An 18,020-nucleotide genomic window follows, 5' to 3' on the forward strand; every position below is an offset into this window, starting at 1 on the left:
GAAGATCATCATGAACGACAGCAAGCAAACGACTCCCGCCGCCGCAGTCAACGGCAACGGCAATCGCAACGGCAAGCGCAACAAGGCACTGACCTTACTCACCGTGGCCGTGCTGCTCGCCTTCGGCGGCTATATGGCCTACGAGAAGCTGATCGGCAGCAAGGTCGAGAGCACCGACAACGCCTATGTGCAGGCCAATGTCGTGCAGATCACGCCGCTGGTGGGCGGCACCGTGCGTGCCATCCATGCAGATGACACGGATTACGTGAAGGCCGGCCAGACCCTGCTGAGCCTGGACCCGGCGGATGCCAAGGTCGCGCTGGAGCAGGCTGAAAGCCAGCTGGCCCAGACCGTCCGCGAAGTGCGCACGCTGTACGCCAACAACAGCACCCTGGCTGCCCAGATCAAGCTGCGCGAAGCCGATGTGCAGCGCGCGCAAAGCGAAGTTGCTCGCCTGCAGGCGGACGCCAAGCGCCGTGCGCCGCTGGTGGAGACCGGCGCCATCGGCCGCGAAGAATACGAGCACGTGCTCTCGCAGATCAGCACCGCCAACAGCAGTGTGGCGGCCGCCCAATCGGCACTGTCGGCCGCTCGCGAGCAGCTCTCCAGCAATCAGGTGCTGACCGACGGCGTGCCGGCCGAGCAGCATCCGAATGTGCAGCGCGCCGCAGCCCGTGTGCGTGAAGCCTTCCTGGCCATGCAGCGCACCGAGCTGCCTGCGCCAGTGGACGGCTGGGTGGCTCGTCGCAGCGTGCAACTGGGCCAGCGCGTGGCCGCCGGCGCGCCGCTGATGGCCGTGGTCGGCCTGCAGCAGGTCTGGGTCGACGCCAATTTCAAGGAAGGCCAGTTGAATCATCTGCGCATCGGCCAGCCGGCCAAGCTGGTGGCCGACGTCTACGGCAAGAAGGTCGAGTTCAACGGCAAGATCGTCGGCCTGTCGGCCGGCACTGGTGCGGCCTTTGCGCTGCTGCCGGCGCAGAACGCCACCGGCAACTGGATCAAGGTCGTGCAGCGCGTGCCGGTGCGCATCGCGCTCGACGCCAGGCAGGTCGCCGAGCATCCGCTGCGCGTGGGTTTGTCGATGAATGTGGACGTCGATGTGTCGGACCAGAGCGGCAAGTCGCTGGTCGATGCCACGCGCCCCGCAGCCAGCATCGAGACCAAGGTGCATGAGCGTTCGGAAGCTGCCGCAGATGCCGACGTGGATCGCATCATCAGGGCCAACCTCGGCCGCGCCATCAAGTCTGCTCCGATGGCGAGCCGCAAGGTGCAGGGATGAGCAGCCCTGGCGCAGAAGCACCGCCGGGCCGAGCGCAGGGCCGCTCCCAAGCCGGCCCGGATCCCCTGGGGGGATCGGACGGCGTACCCGCGGGCCGAGGGGCTCCAGTGAATCTGCCGGCGCCGCTGCATGGTTCCAGCCTGATTCTCGGGACGCTGGCGCTGTCGCTGGCGACCTTCATGAACGTGCTGGACTCGTCCATCGCCAACGTGTCGCTGCCCGCGATTGCCGGTGACCTTGGCGTGAGCCCGGTGCAGGGAACCTGGGTCATCACCAGCTTCGGTGTGGCGAATGCGATCTCGGTGCCGCTGACCGGCTGGCTGACCCGCCGCTTTGGCGCGGTGCGCCTGTTCACGACCAGCGTGCTGCTGTTCGTCCTGGCCTCCTGGCTCTGCGGCTTCGCCCATTCGCTCGAGATGCTGGTGGCCTGCCGCGTGCTGCAAGGCCTGGTGGCGGGGCCGATGATCCCGCTGTCGCAAACGCTGTTGCTGTCCAGCTATCCGCGCGAGAAAGCGGGGACGGCCCTGGCCTTGTGGGGGGTGACCACGCTGGTAGCCCCGGTGGTCGGTCCGCTCCTGGGCGGCTGGATCACCGACAACATTTCCTGGCCCTGGATCTTCTACATCAACGTGCCGGTCGGCTTGTTCGCAGCCTTCCTGACCTGGACGATCTATCACAAGCGCGAAACACCAACAGCCAAGCTGCCCATCGACGGCGTGGGCCTGGCCTTGCTGGTGATCTGGGTCGGCGCGATGCAGTTGATGCTGGACAAGGGCAAGGAACTCGACTGGTTCGCCAGCGGCGAGATCCAGATCCTCGCGGTCACCGCGGTGGTCGGCTTCCTGTTCTTCCTGATCTGGGAGCTCTACAACGAGCATCCGGTGGTGGACCTGCGGCTCTTCGCCGGGCGGAACTTCGCGGTTGGTGCGGGCACCTTGTCGGTGGCGTACGGCTTGTTCTTCGGCAACGTGGTGCTCCTGCCGCTGTGGTTGCAGCAGTGGATGGGTTACACCGCAACGGACGCCGGCATGGCGCTGGCACCGGTCGGTCTGCTGGCCATTCTGCTGTCTCCGGTCGTGGGCAAGAACGTCAGCCGCTTCGATCCGCGGGCCATGGGCACGTTTGCCTTCGTGATGTTCGCGGTCGTGCTGATCATGCGTTCCAACTTCACCACGCAGACCGACTTCGCCACCATCATGGTGCCGACCATTCTGCAGGGCGCGGCGCTGGCCTTCTTCTTCATCCCCTTGACCACGCTGACCCTGGCTGGCGTTTCGCAAGACCGCCTGCCGGCGGCGGCGGGCTTGTCGAACTTCGTGCGAATCACGGCAGGCGCCATGGGCACCTCAATCGCCACCACGCTGTGGGAGAACCGGGCGGCCTTGCACCACCAGCACATGGTCGAGAACCTTGGCCAGGGCAGCACGGTGGCAGCGGAAGCGGTGGCCAGGATGACCAGCGGCGGCATGTCGGTCGAACAGGCCTGGGCGCAGATCAACCGGCAGATCGACCAGCAGGCCTTCACCCGGGCGGCGGACGACATCTTCCTGGTCTCGGCCGTGCTGTTCCTCGTCCTGATTGCCTTCATCTGGATGACCCGCCGGCCGCCCAAGTTGGTAGCGGCGGCGGTGGATGCGGGTGGCGCTCACTGAGTGCTTGAGCGCGGTCACACCGTGTCACTGATATGAGGGGTGCGGGGTGCGTTGCAGCACCCCGCAATGTGTTTGAATAGGCGCGTACCCCCGGGTCACGCGCCGCCCCATGTCGTCCCACATCACGCCCGACCATCCGCGCTGGCTGCAGAAGCTGGCCGAGTTGCGGCGCCGCTACGGCGCGGGCCTGGTCTGGGCTGTCCTGTTCGCTGCACTGTGGCTGCCAGGCATGGGCCTGACGCTCTTGTTGAGCGTGCCGCTCGGTGTGGCGCCGGGCACCGCCGCCTTGCTGGGTGGCGTGGGTTCGCTGCTCTGCGCTATGGCTGCCAGCGCCCTGGTGCTTGGTCTGGCCGACCCGCTGGACAGGGCCATGCGCCTGCTGGGCCGGCAAGGAACTCTCGACCCGGCAACAGGCGTGTGCGACCGCCGCCACTTCCTGCATGCGGCCGAGCGTGAAATGTCGGCTGCGCGGCGCTACCAAAGGCCGTGCGCGCTGGTGCTCCTGCAGCTGGACCATTTCGCCCAGATCCAGGGCCGCTTCGGCCAGCGCTGCGGCGAGCTGCTCCTGCGCAGCCTGGCCGAGAGTGCGCAGGCCCAGTTGCGTCAACCCGACCTGCTGGCTCGCTTTGACGATGACCGCTTCATCGTGCTGTTGCCCGACACCGATCCCCTGGGCGCACTTGATGTCGCCGAGCGGCTGCGCGAGCGCACCGAGCGCCTCGGTTTTGAATGGCAGGGCCAGATACTGCAGTGCACCGCCAGCCTCGGCGTGGCGGCCCTGCAGGAGCAGCACGTCGCTTTGCAGCAACTGGTGCAGGCCACCGAAGCCGCTTTGCGCGAGGCGATGAGCGCCGGCCGCAACTGCGTGCGCGCCGATGCCGATCTGCTGCCTTCGCGGCCGCGCGTCATCAAGGGCTGATCACAGCCGCATCTTGCCGGCATAGCCGGTCATTTCCAGGTAGCCCAGGCCCAACTGGCGGCCCTGGCGATCACTCAAGCGAGCCGCGCCTTCCCAATAGACCATGCCGGTGCTGCGCCGTGCGTCGACTTCCTGCGCGTCGAACAGACCAGCCAAGCTCAGTTCGCCGAGCGGCGAGTCGATCTGCCACAGGACCGGATAGCGCGCATTGCTGAGATCGCTGCGCCAGTGGCGGGACGGCGTGAAGCGCAACTCGCCGTTCGTGAAATTGCGCAGCTTGCCGTCGGCGCTGCGCCAGCTGCCGCCGCTCCAAAGCGTGCTGCCGTCGGCGCGGCGCAGGCGAAATGCGGTGAGCGCGCCACCGTCCTCCAGATTGATGCCCAGCCAATCCCAGCCGACGGCTTCGCTCGGCAGCAGCTGCCCGCTCCATTCATGGTCCAGCCAGGAACGGCCTTGCAGCGCCAGCTTGCGCCCTTCAATCTGCAGATGTCCGCGCGTTTGCAGTTGCACCTGGCTGTAGTAGTGGCTGAAGGTCTGCTCCGACTTGCGAGAACAGGCCTTGTTCGCCTTGTTGCAGCGGCGCCTGCGTTGTTCGCAGATCGAGTGCCAGGCTGAATCCTGCCGTGGCGCTGGCGAAGCGGGCCTGGTAGCCCTCGTCACCGCGCTTCAGTGTCCAGTCGCTCAGTTGCAGGTCGCTGTCGCCAGCGCTCGCTCGCACATGCTCGAAGCCGACGCGGGCCAGCCGCTGGTCATGCTGCAGGCGCTGGGCCTTCAGATCGCTCAAGGCGGCGTGCGCCAGCAGAAGTTGATGCGCCGCAAACGGGCTGGCATGCGCCTCATGCACGGGACCGCGGATGCGGAAAAACGTCAGCTGATAGCCATAGTCCGGCGCCTTCGGGTCAGCGCCGACCAAGCCGGTGAGGTACCACCATTCGATCGCCTCGTCAGGATGCGAGCCATGGTCACGCGGGTACTGAAGGCCCGAGGCCTGGCCCGGCAATGCGGCCAGCAGGAGGGCACGGCGACCGATCATCATCACCAGTCCTCCTTGACCGATTGCACTGCATCCGCCGACAGCGCCTGCCGCCCGGCCAGCAATGCGGCCGCAATCGCTGTCAAGAACACGGCGGCCAGCAGGCCGAGCAGTCGCAGCCAGGGGATGTGCATCTCCATGCTCCAGTGAAAGCTCTGCGGGTTCAGGACCCACACGAGCACGGCGCTTATGGCGAGCCCCAATAGCAGGCCCAGCGCGGTGCCGCAGGCGGCCAGCAAGGCCGCTTCGCGCAGCAGCAGGCGCAGGATGTCGCCACGCGCCAGGCCCAGGTGGCGCAGGAGGCCGAACTCGCGCCGCCGAGCCAGGGTCTGGGCCGACTGGCTGGCGGCAATCCCGAACAGGCCGATGGCCAGCGCCACGGCCTGCAAGCCGTGTGTCAACACGAAGCTGCGGTCGAAGATGCGCAGGGACAGCGAGCGCAGGTCGGAGGCGCTCGCAATCTCGATGTCTTCAGCCTGAGGTGTCAGCGAACGCAGATGCTCGGTCACCTTTTCTGCGCCAGGCTTGGGCCAGAGCAGCAGCTCACTGACCGCCAGATCGCCGCTGACGCGGCGGTAGTCACTCAGAGGCAGGAGCAGCGCCGGTGTCTGCCGGCTGTAGTCGCGCCAGATGCCGGCCACCCGGCCGTCCAGCCGTGCGCCACCCATCAAGCGCAGGCTGATGCCCTGGCCCGCTTGCAGGCGCCACTCATCGCGCATGGCCTCGTTGATGTAGACGGCCGTCCTGTCCACCTTCTGCCATGCGCCGACCAGGGGCAGGGCGGCTGGATCGAACGCTCGGGCCTGCAGCGCGACCTCTTGCCCGGTGTCGGCATGCCAGGCACGCGCGCTTCGCTGCGGCTCGTTGCGTTCGATCAAAGGGCTCTGCTGGATCGCTGCCACCAGTTCCGGTGTCAGCACGGCGCCGCCTCGCAAGCCGCTGCGCAGATAGAGCTCGGCCGGCAGCATCTGCGTCAGCCATTGCTGCAGGGATTCACGGAAGCTGCCCACCATCACCAGCATCGCCACCGACAAGGCCAGCGCCACCAGCACGCCAGAGAGAGTCTGCAGCGCGTCGCCGCTGTGCTCGCGCAGCCGTGCCCTGGCCAGCTGTGCCAGCGCACGGCCACCTGGTCGCTTCAGCAGGAGCGCCAAGGCCTGCGGCAGGCTCAGCATGCCGCCCAGCAAGAGCAAGAGCATGGCGGCATAGGCGCCGAGCGACATCTCGTGCCACGGCGGTGCCAGGGCCAGCGGCATGGCGAGCAGCAGGAGCCCGGGGCCCAGCCAGAACGGCCAGTGCCGCAAGGGCGCGCCGCCCAGGCCCTTGAGCACCTGGGCCACCGGCATTTCGCGCACGGCCAGGGCCGGCGCTGCAGCTGCGAGCAGGCAGACGATGAAGCCGAGCAGGCCGAAGACCAGCAGAGGCAACTGCTCAAGTTGGGCGCCGCGAACACGGCTGATGCCCAGGGTCGCACCGAGGTCGCCGCCCAGCAGCTTCAATACGGTGGCATGCAGCTCCCAACCCAGCAACAAACCCAGACCGCTGCCCAGCAGGCCCAGCAGCGCGGCTTCTGCCATCACGAGGCCCGCTCGTTCGCGTCCGGACAGGCCCAGCACACCCAGCAAGGCCAATTGGGGCTGACGCTGCGCCACCGACAACGAGACGACGGCGAACACCAGGAAGCTGCCGGTGAACAGGGCCATCAATGAGAGCACGCCGAGATTGACGCGGTAGGCCTGCGTCATGCTGGCGAGGCGGGCGCCGGCATCGCTGGGCGGCACCGCGCGAACGCCGCTTGGCAGGGTTGCCTGCGTCAGGAATTGCTCGGCCGTCACACCCGCCTGCAGGCGCAAGGCAATCTGATCCAGCGTCATGCGGCCCAGCAGGACTTGCGCGCCAGCGATGTCGATCACCGCCAACGGTCCGCCACCGGCCTCGACCTGCCCGCCGCGCTGCAGGCGAGTTGTCTGCAGTTGCAAGCCCTGCGTGTGCCGCAGTTCGATCAGGGCCTGCTGCTCATCAAGCAGCTGCGCCGCAGCGCGGTTCAGGTGCAGGCGCTGCGGATCGAGCCACAGCTGCAAGGGCGATTCATCCGCAGGTGGGCGGGCCAGCAGGTCGGGGCTCAGGGTCGTGGCGGCCAGGGCGTCGATGCCCAGCAGCCGCAGGCCATGCACCTTGCCGTCGGCGCCGCGCATCTGCACCGCGGCCTCGACCTGCGGCGCCGCCACCAGCACCTCGGGCATGGCGGCGATACGCTCGAACAAGGCGAGGTCCAGCGTGCCGCCCTGGCGGCTCAGGATCAGGTCGGGCTGGCCTTCGATGCTGCGCGCCGCAGCGGCAAATTCGCCCAAGGCAGCGGCATTGATCAGATGGACGGCATAGGGCAGGGCGACACCCAGCATCACGGCCAGCAAGGCGAGCAGCTGCCGCCCGGCCTGGTGGCGCAGCGCCGGCAGCGAGAGTTGTCGCAACCAGCGCAGCCAGGTCACAGGAGCGCTTCCAGACCGGCCTCGCCAAGCTGCAGGCGACGGTCCGCCAATGCGGCGGCGCGCTCGGAATGCGTCACCAGCAGGCAAGCCGCTCCTTGTTCACGGCATTGCTGGCGCAGCAGCTCCAGCACGCCGTCGGCATGCCGGGGGTCGAGATTGCCGGTCGGCTCATCGGCCAGCACCAGGGCCGGCCTATGAATCAAGGCACGGGCAATGGCAACGCGCTGCAATTGACCACCGGAGAGCTGGCGCGGCATGCGTGAGGCGAGGTCCAGGAGGCCGACGGCCGCGAGCATCTCGGCCAATCGAGTCGGATCTTCCTTGCCCTGCAGAAGCAGGGGCAGACCGACATTGCCGGCCACATCCAGATGCGGCAAGACATGAAAGGCCTGGAACACGAAGCCCAGGCGCTCGCGCCGCAGCCTGGCCTGCGCTGGCTCGCTCAGTTCGTGGATATCAATGCCTTCCAACAAGACCTGACCCGCGTCCGGCCTGTCCAGGCCGGCCAGGCAGTTCAGCAATGTCGACTTGCCGCAGCCCGATTCACCCAGCAGCGCCACCAGTTCACGTGGAGCCAGCCGCAGAGACAGACCGCTGAACACGGGCGTCTCGCCATAGCTCCTGGAAAGGCCTCGGGCTTCAAGCAGGGCTGGCATCGAGAAGCTTTTGCAGGGCGGCCAGCACATGCAGGGCCGCGTCGGGATGCTGGCAGTCGATTACCTGGCGTTGCGGCATGCTGCGCAGCCAGGTGACCTGTCGCTTGGCCAGCTGCCGCGTGGCAGCGCTGCCCCGGGCGCTGAGGTCCTTGAAGTCGCCGCTGTCCAGCGCTTCCCAGGTCTGGCGGTAGCCGACGCAGCGCATCGAGGGCAGGTCCAAAGACAGGTCACCGCGCACTCGCAAGGCCTTGACCTCGTCAATCAGGCCATCGGCCAGCATCTGCTCAAAGCGCTGGTCCAGCCGCTTGTGCAGCCAGCCGCGATCTTGGGGCTCCAGCGAGAGCAAGGGCCAGTCGACACCGGCGCTGCGCTGCGGTTCGGCGTGCAGGGCCGACATGGTCTTGCCGCTCAAATGCCAGACCTCCAGAGCGCGCTGGATGCGTTGCGCATCGTTCGGCGCGAGGCGTGCGGCGGTTGCGGGGTCGATGGCCGCCAGCTTGGCATGCATCGCCGGCCAGCCGATCTGCGCGGCCTCTTCGTCCAGCTGTATACGCAGCTCGGCATCGGCCTGGGGCAGCGCCGAGAGCCCATCGAACAAGGCCTTGAAATAGAGCATGGTGCCGCCCACCAGCAATGGCAGCTTGCCGCGAGCGATGATCTCGTCGGCCAATTGCTTGGCACTGCTCGCAAACTCGGCGGCCGAATAGGACTCCAGCGGGTCGAGAATGTCGATCAGGTGATGCGGCACGGCCGCCAGCTCGGCCGGGGTCGGCTTGGCTGTGCCGATGTCCATGCCTCGATACACCAGGGCCGAATCGACGCTGATGATCTCGACGGGCAGGTACTGGGCAATCTTCAGCGCTGCAGCTGTCTTGCCGCAGCCGGTGGGGCCGGCCAGGCAAACGGGTTGAAGTGAACGCCGGGCCGCTCCCAAGTTCACTTCGCGCCCCCGCGGGGGGCCTGGCGCGAGGCGACAGGTCTGGGGGCTCCACCCTTGTTCATCAGAACCGTTCCCAAGGCGTCAGGTAGCGCCATTCACCGACCGGCAACTTGCCGAGCGGAATGCGCCCAATGCGCACGCGCTTCAGGCCCACGACCTTGAGGCCGACCAGCTCGCACATGCGGCGGATCTGGCGCTTGCGGCCCTCGCGCAGCACGAAGCGCAGCTGGTCTTCATTGGCCCAGCTGACGTTGGCCGGTTTCAACTGCACGCCGTCGAGCTCCAGGCCATGGCGCAAGAGGGCCAGGTCTTGCTCGCTGAAGCCTTCGGCGCTCTTCACGCCGTTGCGGCCGACGTATTCGACCCGTACCAGGTACTCCTTCTCGACCAGCGAGTCCTCGCCGATCAGCGCCTTGGCGATGCGGCCGTCCTGCGTCAGCACCAGGAGACCGGTTGAGTCGATGTCCAGGCGGCCGGCGGGTGCCAGGCCACGCAATTGGCCGGGGTGGAACTTGATGCCCGAGGTGTCTTCGCCCCAATGGGTTTCCTGCTTGACGAGCACGGAGGCCGGCTCGTAGCCATCTTCAGCCTGTCCCGACACATAACCGATGGGCTTGTGCAGCAGGATGGTCACGCGCGTGGCCTGCTGCTGATGCGCGGCCTCGTCGATTTCGATCTTGGCGTCGGGCAGCACGCGCTGACCCAGGTGGGCCATCTTGCCGTCCACGCGCACCCAGCCGGCTTCGATCCATTCGTCGGCTTCGCGGCGCGAGGCCAGCCCCAATTCGCCCATGCGCTTGGACAGGCGTTCGCCCTCGGGCGGCGGCTCGACAGCTTCGCGCCGCTGGCGCGGTGGGGTTGTTTGCTGGCCGTTTAGCTTGCCATAGGGCTGGCCGGGCGGCTGGTCAATGCGCGGGCCCGTATTGCGGCGCTGGTCGCGACGAGCCGGCGGTGCATCGCCACGTGGCGCCGGCCGACCATCATTGCGATGCTGCCCTTGCTGCCCTTGCTGCTCTTCGCGGCGGAAGCCGCCGGAAGGCTTGGGTGCCCGGTCAGCCGAACGTGCCGGGCGCTCACCGGGCGCAGCCGCTCGGGGTGGCCGGGCGGCACGCGCCGGCCCGCGTTCTTCGCCGGGGCCCCGTTCTTCCGCGCGGCGCTGCTCGAAGGCCTTGCGCTCGGCTTGCACCTGTTCGAGGGTCTGGCGGGGGCGCGACACGCCCTTGCCGCGCAGCGGTGCGCGCTTCTCACCTTCCGCATTGGTCTTGCGTGGGGCGGGCTTCTTGTTCAGTTTCAGGGTGGCCATTCGGACTCTCTTGTGAGACCGTATTGGATCATGCCCTCAGGGCTTGCGTGGATTTACGGGCATCCATTTGCGACGTCGGTAGTCATCCTCGATGGCCTGAGATGAGCCGTCTGACGCCATGCGGCGCAATTGCTCATCGAGCCGTTGCCGCACACCAGCCAGATCGGGTCGGCGTGCGAGTGCAATATAGAACGGCTGCACAAACAGCGCTGGCTCCAGGACCTGCAGGTGCGCAGTCAGGCCTTCTGCAGCAATGATCTGCAGGCCGGCAAGTTTGGGCACTGCCGCGAAATCCACACGTCCGACGTCGACCATGCGAAGGGCTGCGGCAAAGCTGAGGGCCTCTTCGCAATGCAGGCGTCCTTCCTGGACCGCGCGGTCGAACTCCGGCGCGAACAGGGCACCCTTCAATCTGACAAAGCGATAGGACAACAGCTCGGACAGCTTGCCACTGAAGCCCGCAGGCATCTTTCCAATCGAACCAAAAAGCGCCATCTCTGAACGATAGATTGGCTCGGACGGAAAGTCGAAGAGCGCTTCTCGCTCTGAAGAGCGAATAGTCGGAATCAGGGCGTCGCAGTCGCCGCTCTTGAGGGCGGCGAAGCCGCGCGCCCATGGAACGACTTCGACACTCGCCCGAAGCTCTGCACGCTGGCAAGCCTGCAGGACGATGTCAGTGACGACACCGGTTGAACCGTAAGGCGTGGCCATGATCAGCGGCGGCAGCTCAACGCCACATATCCGAATGGTCCGCTCCGGCGTGGCAGCAGCCCATCCCGTCATGCTGCAGGCAATTCCAGCAAGGCTTAACGCTCTGCGGCGGATCATTGCGCCTCCCGCGATCAACGGCCGCGCAGGAATAGCGCGTCCAGTTCGCGCATTGTGAGCTGCCGCCAGGTCGGCCGTCCATGGTTGCATTGGTCGGCCCGCTCGGTGCGCTCCATGTCGCGCAGCAATGCATTCATTTCGTCCAGGGTGAGCTGCCGATTGGCGCGAACAGCGCCATGGCAGGCCATGGTGGCGAGGATCTCGTGCTGGGCGCGCTCAATGGCCTGGCTCGCGTCGAACTGGGCCAGTTCGGCCAGCACGCCTCGCGTCAGTTCGACAACGTCGCCGCCCGCCAGCGCGGCCGGGCGGGCACGCACTGCGAGCACCTTGCTGGACAGCGGCGCCACGTCCAGCCCCAGGCGCAGCAGGCCTTCGGCCTGCGCTTCGGCCGTGGCGATTTCCTGCGCCGTGGCAGCAAAAGTGACCGGAATCAGCAAGGGTTGCGACTCGATGGCCGCCGCGCCGAGCGAGGCCTTGAGCCGCTCATAGACCACGCGCTCATGAGCCGCGTGCATGTCGACAATGATCAGGCCCTGGGCGTTCTCGGCCAGGATGTAGACGCCCTGGATCTGCGCCACCGCGCGGCCCAGCGGCCAGTCGTGCGAGGGCAGGGCGCTGGGCGCCGAAGCAGCAGGTGCCGTCGGCAACGGTGTTTCGGGCGCATAGAGCGCCTGCGCCTCGGCCAGGCCCAGGGAGACCTGTGTGTTGCTGCGCCAGCTTGGCATGTAGGCGGGTGCAGGAGCCTCCGAGGCGGTTTTCGCAGCTCCGAACCAGGCTGGCGGATTGCCTGGCGAAGGGCGGAAGCCCGGCGCATCGGCCGCCGCTTGCTGAGCGGCCTGGATCGAGTTTGCCGTCACAGCCTCTGCCGCACGCGACACCGCCAGCGCATCCTGCACCGCATAGCGGACGCGCTGATGCAGCTCGCGGCCATCGCGGAAGCGCACCTCGATCTTGGTCGGGTGCACGTTCACGTCCACCAGGCTGGGGTCGATTTCCAGGAAGAGCAAATAGCAGGGCTGGCGATGGCCATGCAGCACATCCTCGTAGGCCGAGCGGACGCCGTGATTGATCAGCTTGTCGCGCACGAAGCGTCCGTTGACGTAGACGTACTGCATGTCGGCGCGGCTGCGCGAGGCCTCAGGCAGGCCGGCGCGGCCATGGATGCGCAGAGGCCCAGCGCCGCCAGCCACCTCGCGGCTCTCGGCGACGAACTCCTGACCCAGCACATCGGCCACGCGCTGTTCGGCGGTGCCGGCGCGCCATTGCTCGACCAACTTGCCCTCGTGCCAGACCGCAAAGCCCACGTCCGGTCGCGCCAAGGCATGGCGGCGCACCGCTTCCACGCAATGAGCCAGCTCGGTGGCATCGGTCTTCAGGAACTTGCGGCGTGCCGGCGTGCTGAAGAACAGCTCGCGCACCTCGACACTGGTGCCGCGCGCTCGGGCGGCTGGTGCCAGCTCGCCGGAGCGGGCATCGATGCGATGGGCATGGGCCGCGCCTTCGCTGCGGCTGGCAATCGCCATCTCGGAGACCGAAGCGATGGCCGCCAGCGCCTCGCCGCGAAAACCCATGGTGCCGACCGACTCCAGCTCCTCGAGACTTCGGATCTTGCTGGTCGCATGCCGCCGCAGTGCCAGCGGCAGCTCTTCGGACGGAATGCCCAGGCCATCGTCTTCGACAACGATGGCGCGCACGCCGCCTGCCATCAACTTGACCTGGATCTGCGTGGCGCCGGCGTCCAGCGCGTTGTCCACCAGCTCTCGCACCACCGAGGCAGGGCGCTCCACCACCTCACCGGCGGCGATCTGGCTGATCAGTTCATCGGGAAGTTCGCGGATCGCGCGGCGCGGTGCAGGAGAAGACAGATCCATGGGGCCGCATTGTAGGAAGGCGGCCGCCGTAGCCTCACAAGCTCGCCAGAAAGCCCGCCAGCGCCGCATTGAAGGCCGGTGCGGCCTCCAGCGAGGGCAGGTGCGCAACGCCGCGCATCACCGTGCGGCTGGCATCGGGAATCCGGGCCACCATGGCTTCGCAGCGGGGCTTGAAGTAGGCCAGGTCCAGGTCACCCCAGAGCACTTGCGTGGGCGCCTGCACCTGCTCCAGGCGGGGCCAGATCGCTGGTGCCTCGATGGCCGTGCCAGGCTTGGCGGCGCGCAGCATCAGCTCGTCCATGTCCAGAAACAGCTCGCGGGCCGCGCCGCCGACGCGGCCTGCGGGGCTGGTCGGCCCATCAAGCCAGAGTGCCGCCAGCGCTTCATTGGTGCGCTTCAGGTCGCACGAGGCTTCGGCCGCATCGATGTCTTCATCCAGGCGGGTTTCGGTTTCGGTCAGCTCGGGCGCCGGGCCGCCGGTCATGGCCGGCGCTACCAGGAAAAGCCCGGCAACCCGGGCCGGCCGATCCAGGGCCGCTTCCAGTGCGAGGCGGCCGCCCAGCGAGCAGCCCACGAGCACGGCCTGCTCGATGTCCAGGGCATCCATCACGGCCCACAGGTCTTGCAGGTGAGAGAAGGGGCCGGACAACTCGATCTCGGCCCGGCCGTAGCCGCGGCGGTCGTAGGCCAGCACGGTGCGCTCGGCAGCGAAAGCGGCCAGTTGCTCCTGCCACAACCGGTGGTCGGTCACACCGGCGTGCAGGAAGACCAGCGGCGGCAAGGTCGAGCTGGCATGGCGCAGCAGCACGCAGGGCAGGCGGGCGCCGGGAACTTGGATCCAGGAGAAGGCGTTCATGGGGGCTTCTTGCAGGGGCGGGAGGGCTGGGCTGTGATTGCCAGCTCATTGTGGCGGTCGGATGCGCCCATGCCATTCGATTGTTTTCAGGTCCGGCATGCCGCTGGCCCGGGGCCGCCCGCATAATGCGCCGCCATGGAATTCATTGCCCTTCTGATCGATTTCGTTGTCCATGTGGACAAGCATCTCGCCACCTTCGTGGCCGCCCATGGCGTCTGGATCTATGCGCTGCTGTTCCTGATCATCTTCGTCGAGACCGGCGTGGTGGTGATGCCCTTCCTCCCGGGCGACTCGCTGCTCTTCATCGTCGGCGCCATGTGCGGCACGGGCCTCATGGACCTCGGCCTCTCGATCGGGCTGATGAGCGTTGCCGCCGTGGCCGGCAACCAGAGCAACTATGCGCTGGGACGCTACTTCGGCCCCAAGGTCTTCCAGTGGGAAGACTCACGCTTCTTCAACCGCAAGGCCTTCGACCGGGCTCATGAGTTCTACGAGCGGCATGGCGGCATCACCATCGTGATTGCGCGCTTCATGCCCTTCGTGCGCACTTTCGCGCCCTTCGTGGCCGGCGTGGCGCAGATGACGCGCAGCAAGTTCACCTTCTACGACATCAGCGGCGGCCTGCTCTGGGTGGTCAGCCTGACGATGGCCGGCTATCTCTTCGGCAATGTGCCGTGGGTGCAGGCCAACCTCGAGAAAATCATCTGGGCCATGATCATCCTTCCTGGCCTGATTGCAATCGGCGGCGGCTTGAGATCCAAGCTGCGCAGCCCCAACAAGGAGACTGCATGATGTTCCGTCTTTCCGCACTGGCAGCCGCGCTGACCCTGGCCGGCGCAGCATCCGCTGCGCATGCCGCCGACGAATCGACCCGACTCTTGCGCCAGCCTGCCATCTCGGCCACGCAACTGGCCTTCGTCTACGCAGGCGACCTGTGGATAGCAGCCCGCGACGGCGGCAACCCGCGCCGCCTGACCACGCATGCCGCGGCCGAGTTCTCGCCGCATTTCTCGCCGGACGGCAAGAGCATCGCCTTCTCGGCCAGCTACGACGGCAATACCGACGTCTATGTGATGTCGACCGAAGGCGGCCAGCCACAGCGCCTGACCTGGCATCCGTCGGCCGACGTCGTCAGCGGCTGGAGCAGGGACGGCAAGCGCGTGCTTTTCGCATCCCCGCGCGAAGTGGCCAACAACCGCAGCAACCAGCTGTTCGAGATCGACGCCCATGGCGGCTTCGAGCGCAAGCTGATGGAGGCTGTGGCCTTTGAAGGCAACTGGTCGCCGGATGGCAAGAAGCTGGCCTATCGCCCCTACCGCCAGGCCTATGTCGGCACGGCCGGCTGGCGCCAGAGCCGTGGCGGCACGACGCCGCCGGTCTGGATCATCGACCCCGCCACCAACCAGTGGGAACAGATTCCGCACGTCAACGCCAGCGACACCAACCCGGTCTGGGCCGGTGACGAGGTGGTATTCATCTCCGACCGCAACGACGGCGCCGCCAATCTGTTCGCCTACAACTCGAAGACCAAGGCCTTGCGTCAGCTGACCAAGGAAACCGTCTGGGACGTGAAGAGCGTCGAATCCCATGGCCGCACGGTCGTCTATGAAGTCGGTGGCCGCCTCAAGGAACTGAACCTGGACGGCGGTGCTGCCCGCGACATCAACGTCAGCATCAACACCGGTTCGGTACAGGCCCGCACGCAGTGGAAGGATGCCGGCCGCAACCTCACCTCCGCGCAGCTCTCCGCCACCGGCAAGCGTGTGGTGGTCAGTGCCCGTGGCGATGTGTTCACCGTGCCGGTCAAGGACGGCTCGGTGCGCAACCTGACCGAAACGTCTGGCGTGCGCGAGAAAGACGCGCTGTGGAGCCCCGACGGCCTGCGTGTGGCCTACATCTCCGATGCGCCGGGCATGCAGCACCAGATCGTGCTGCAAAGCCAGACCGGCGCCGGCAAGCCCGAGGTGCTGCCGTTGCCCAAGAGCGGCTACTTCTCGCTGCGCGACTGGTCGCCCAATGGCCAGACGCTGGTCATCGAAGACAACCATCTGAACTTGTACACGGTGTCGCTGGCGGAGGGCCCCAAGCGTGGCCAGCTGAACAAGATCGACAGCAGCCTGCGCCGCCGCGGCAGCTTCAATGCCGTGTTCTCGCCGGACAGCCGCTACCTGGCCTACGCCGTGACGATTGCCAACGCCTTCAGCCAGGTGCGCATCGCCGACCTGCAGACCGGCAAGCAGATCCCGGTCAGCGACGGCCTGAGCCATGCGGACGACCCGGCTTTTTCGAGCAAGGGCGACTACCTCTACTTCACGGCTTCGATCAACGCCGGCCCGACGCTGGTCGGCCTGGACATGTCGACGCAGGAACGCTCGGTGCGCTCGGGCATCTATGCCGCCGTGCTGGCCAGCGATGGCAAGTCGCCGCTGCCTCCCAAGGCGGGCGATGAAGAGGGCAAGAAGGACGAGCCCAAGAAGGCCGAGCCTGCGGCCTCCGTTCCTGCTGCCAAGCCGGGCGACAAGAAAGACGACAAGAAGGATGAAAAACCGGCCGAGAAGCTCAAGCCGGTTCGCATCGACGTCGAAGGCCTGCAGCAGCGCATCGTGGCGCTGCCCGTGGCCGAGCGCGCCTACGACAGCCTGGCTGTCGCAGCCGACGGCGCGCTGTTCTACATGGAGCGCCGCCAGCCCGGCATCAGCAACGAGCTGCCGGCCGCGCAGGGCGATGCCAACAGCGAGCTCTATCGCTTCGACTTCGAGGAGCGCAAGGCCGTGTCGGTACGCACCGGCCTCAACGGCTACAGCCTGAGCGCCGACGGCAAGAAAATCCTGCTGCAAGGCTCGCGCGGCAAGCTAGACATCTCGGACGCCAAGGAGAAGCTGGATCCCAAGCCCATCGACCTGTCGGGCCTGCGCACCAAGGTCGACCTGCGCGCCGAATGGAAGCAGATCTTCGATGAAACCTGGTGGATGGAGAAGGAGTACTTCTACGACGCCGGCCTGCATGGCCTGGACTGGGACGCCATCTATAAACGCTATCTGCCGCAGCTCTCGCATGTGCAACGCCGCGAAGACCTGAATGATCTGCTGGTCGAGATGATCGGCGAGCTGCAGGTGGCGCACAACCGCGTTGGCGGTGGTGACCAGCATTCGGAGCCGACGGTCAGCGTGGGCTTGCTGGGCGCCGATTTCGCAGTGGAGAACGGCCGCTACAAGGTCACCAAGGTGCTGGCTGGCGACCGCTGGAGCCCCTTCATGAAGGCGCCGCTGGCGATGCCGGGCGTGAGCGTGAAGGCGGGCGAGTTCATCCTGGCCGTCAACGGCCACCCGGTGGATGCCAAGCAGAACCTGTACTCGCGCCTGGAGAACCTGGTCGGCAAGCAGGTGAGCCTGACGGTGGCCAGCGACGCCAGCGGCAAGGGCAGCCGCGACGTGGTGGTGGAGCCCATAGCCAATGAAGCCGCGCTGCGCCAGTGGGACTGGATCGAGCGCAACCAGCAGTACGTGCAGCAGAAATCGGGCGGCAAGGTGGCCTATGTCTACATGCCCGACACCGGCACCGGTGGCTTCCGCTCGTTCAACCGCATGTTCTTTGCGCAAGTGGACAAGCAGGCGTTGATCGTCGACGACCGTCGCAACGGCGGCGGCCAGGCGGCCAACTACGTGACCGAGCTCCTGAGCCGGCCCTACCTGTCGAGCTGGAAGGACCGCGACGGCATGGTCTTCGACACGCCCGGCGGCGCCATCTACGGCCCCAAGGCCATGCTGATCGACCAGGACGCCGGCTCCGGCGGTGACTTCATGCCCTACGCCTTCAAGCGCGTGGGCCTGGGGCCGCTGATCGGCAAGCGCACCTGGGGCGGCCTGATCGGCATCGCGATCAACCCCAACCTGATCGACGGTGGCTCGCTGGTCGTGCCGTACTTCCGCTTCTATACGCCGGAAGGTGAATGGCGGATCGAGAACGAAGGCGTGGCACCGGACATCGATGTCGAACTCGACCCGGCAGCCGTCAACAAGGGCCAGGACACCCAACTGGACGCGGCGATTGCCAACGTCATGAAGCGCCTGGAAAGCTGGAAGCCGATCCAGCGCCATGTGCCGCCCGCACCGGCGACATTGGGCAAGTGACCTGACGCGCGCCTGAGATCAGATCGGGCGCAACATCCGAGCGGTTCGGCGAGACCGGCCCGGC

The 18,020-nt window shown here is 66.9% G+C and carries 14 protein-coding genes; 5 read left to right on the forward strand and 9 right to left on the reverse strand.

Annotated features, from left to right (window positions below):
- Positions 1-10 precede the first annotated feature (10 nt).
- From ABT392_RS07665 to ABT392_RS07675, 3 genes are all read left to right on the forward strand, one after another.
- A complete protein-coding gene (locus ABT392_RS07665) occupies positions 11-1,279 on the forward strand; it encodes an HlyD family secretion protein (RefSeq protein WP_395386137.1) in 1,269 nt (422 codons plus the stop codon).
- Positions 1,276-2,931, forward strand: coding sequence for a DHA2 family efflux MFS transporter permease subunit (locus tag ABT392_RS07670; protein ID WP_395386136.1), 1,656 nt, complete (start codon positions 1,276-1,278; stop codon positions 2,929-2,931). The genes ABT392_RS07665 and ABT392_RS07670 overlap by 4 nt, the downstream gene beginning before the upstream one ends.
- Before the next feature lie 109 nt (positions 2,932-3,040).
- A complete protein-coding gene (locus ABT392_RS07675) occupies positions 3,041-3,850 on the forward strand; it encodes a GGDEF domain-containing protein (protein WP_395386135.1) in 810 nt (269 codons plus the stop codon).
- On the opposite strand, the gene ABT392_RS07680 is transcribed toward ABT392_RS07675, so the two are convergent.
- The 9 genes from ABT392_RS07680 to ABT392_RS07720 all read right to left on the reverse strand — a co-directional run bounded on the left by ABT392_RS07680 (position 3,851) and on the right by ABT392_RS07720 (position 13,826).
- A complete protein-coding gene (locus ABT392_RS07680) occupies positions 3,851-4,360 on the reverse strand; it encodes a lipocalin family protein (RefSeq protein ID WP_464970943.1) in 510 nt (169 codons plus the stop codon). It lies immediately after the preceding gene.
- Positions 4,326-4,886 (reverse strand): lipocalin-like domain-containing protein, encoded by a 561-nt coding sequence (locus ABT392_RS07685; RefSeq protein ID WP_464970944.1) that lies wholly within the window; start codon positions 4,884-4,886, stop codon positions 4,326-4,328. Before ABT392_RS07685 ends, ABT392_RS07680 begins: the two co-directional genes overlap by 35 nt.
- The gene (locus tag ABT392_RS07690) at positions 4,886-7,372 is read right to left on the reverse strand and encodes an FtsX-like permease family protein (RefSeq protein ID WP_395386133.1); all 2,487 of its coding nucleotides are present in this window, start codon (positions 7,370-7,372) and stop codon (positions 4,886-4,888) included. Before ABT392_RS07690 ends, ABT392_RS07685 begins: the two co-directional genes overlap by 1 nt.
- A complete protein-coding gene (locus tag ABT392_RS07695) occupies positions 7,369-8,028 on the reverse strand; it encodes an ABC transporter ATP-binding protein (RefSeq protein WP_395386132.1) in 660 nt (219 codons plus the stop codon). Before ABT392_RS07695 ends, ABT392_RS07690 begins: the two co-directional genes overlap by 4 nt.
- Positions 8,012-8,968 (reverse strand): tRNA (adenosine(37)-N6)-dimethylallyltransferase MiaA, encoded by a 957-nt coding sequence (miaA, locus tag ABT392_RS07700; RefSeq protein ID WP_395386131.1) that lies wholly within the window; start codon positions 8,966-8,968, stop codon positions 8,012-8,014. The genes ABT392_RS07695 and miaA overlap by 17 nt, the downstream gene beginning before the upstream one ends.
- 61 nt (positions 8,969-9,029) lie before the next feature.
- On the reverse strand, positions 9,030-10,271 hold the full coding sequence (locus tag ABT392_RS07705) for a pseudouridine synthase (protein WP_395386130.1): 1,242 nt from the start codon (positions 10,269-10,271) through the stop codon (positions 9,030-9,032).
- Between the two features lie 36 nt (positions 10,272-10,307).
- Entirely contained in the window at positions 10,308-11,099 is a 792-nt protein-coding gene (locus tag ABT392_RS07710; RefSeq protein ID WP_395386129.1) for a substrate-binding periplasmic protein, read from the reverse strand.
- 14 nt (positions 11,100-11,113) lie between these two features.
- The gene (gene mutL / locus ABT392_RS07715; protein WP_464970945.1) at positions 11,114-12,970 is read right to left on the reverse strand and encodes a DNA mismatch repair endonuclease MutL; all 1,857 of its coding nucleotides are present in this window, start codon (positions 12,968-12,970) and stop codon (positions 11,114-11,116) included.
- 34 nt (positions 12,971-13,004) lie between these two features.
- A complete protein-coding gene (locus ABT392_RS07720; protein ID WP_395386128.1) occupies positions 13,005-13,826 on the reverse strand; it encodes an alpha/beta fold hydrolase in 822 nt (273 codons plus the stop codon).
- Positions 13,827-13,961: 135 nt separating this feature from the next.
- Between ABT392_RS07720 and ABT392_RS07725 the strand changes: the two genes are divergently transcribed.
- Both ABT392_RS07725 and ABT392_RS07730 read left to right on the forward strand, forming a co-directional pair.
- Positions 13,962-14,618: a DedA family protein gene (locus ABT392_RS07725; RefSeq protein WP_334276813.1), complete on the forward strand. Its 657-nt coding sequence runs from the start codon at positions 13,962-13,964 to the stop codon at positions 14,616-14,618.
- Positions 14,615-17,956 carry a S41 family peptidase gene (locus ABT392_RS07730; protein WP_464970946.1) on the forward strand — a complete coding sequence of 1,114 codons (3,342 nt, stop codon included), beginning with the start codon at positions 14,615-14,617 and terminating at the stop codon, positions 17,954-17,956. Before ABT392_RS07725 ends, ABT392_RS07730 begins: the two co-directional genes overlap by 4 nt.
- The last annotated feature ends 64 nt before the right edge of the window (positions 17,957-18,020 follow it).

The sequence above is a fragment of the Paucibacter sp. JuS9 genome (assembly GCF_044043925.2).
In the GTDB taxonomy this organism is placed as follows: domain Bacteria; phylum Pseudomonadota; class Gammaproteobacteria; order Burkholderiales; family Burkholderiaceae_C; genus JAUASW01.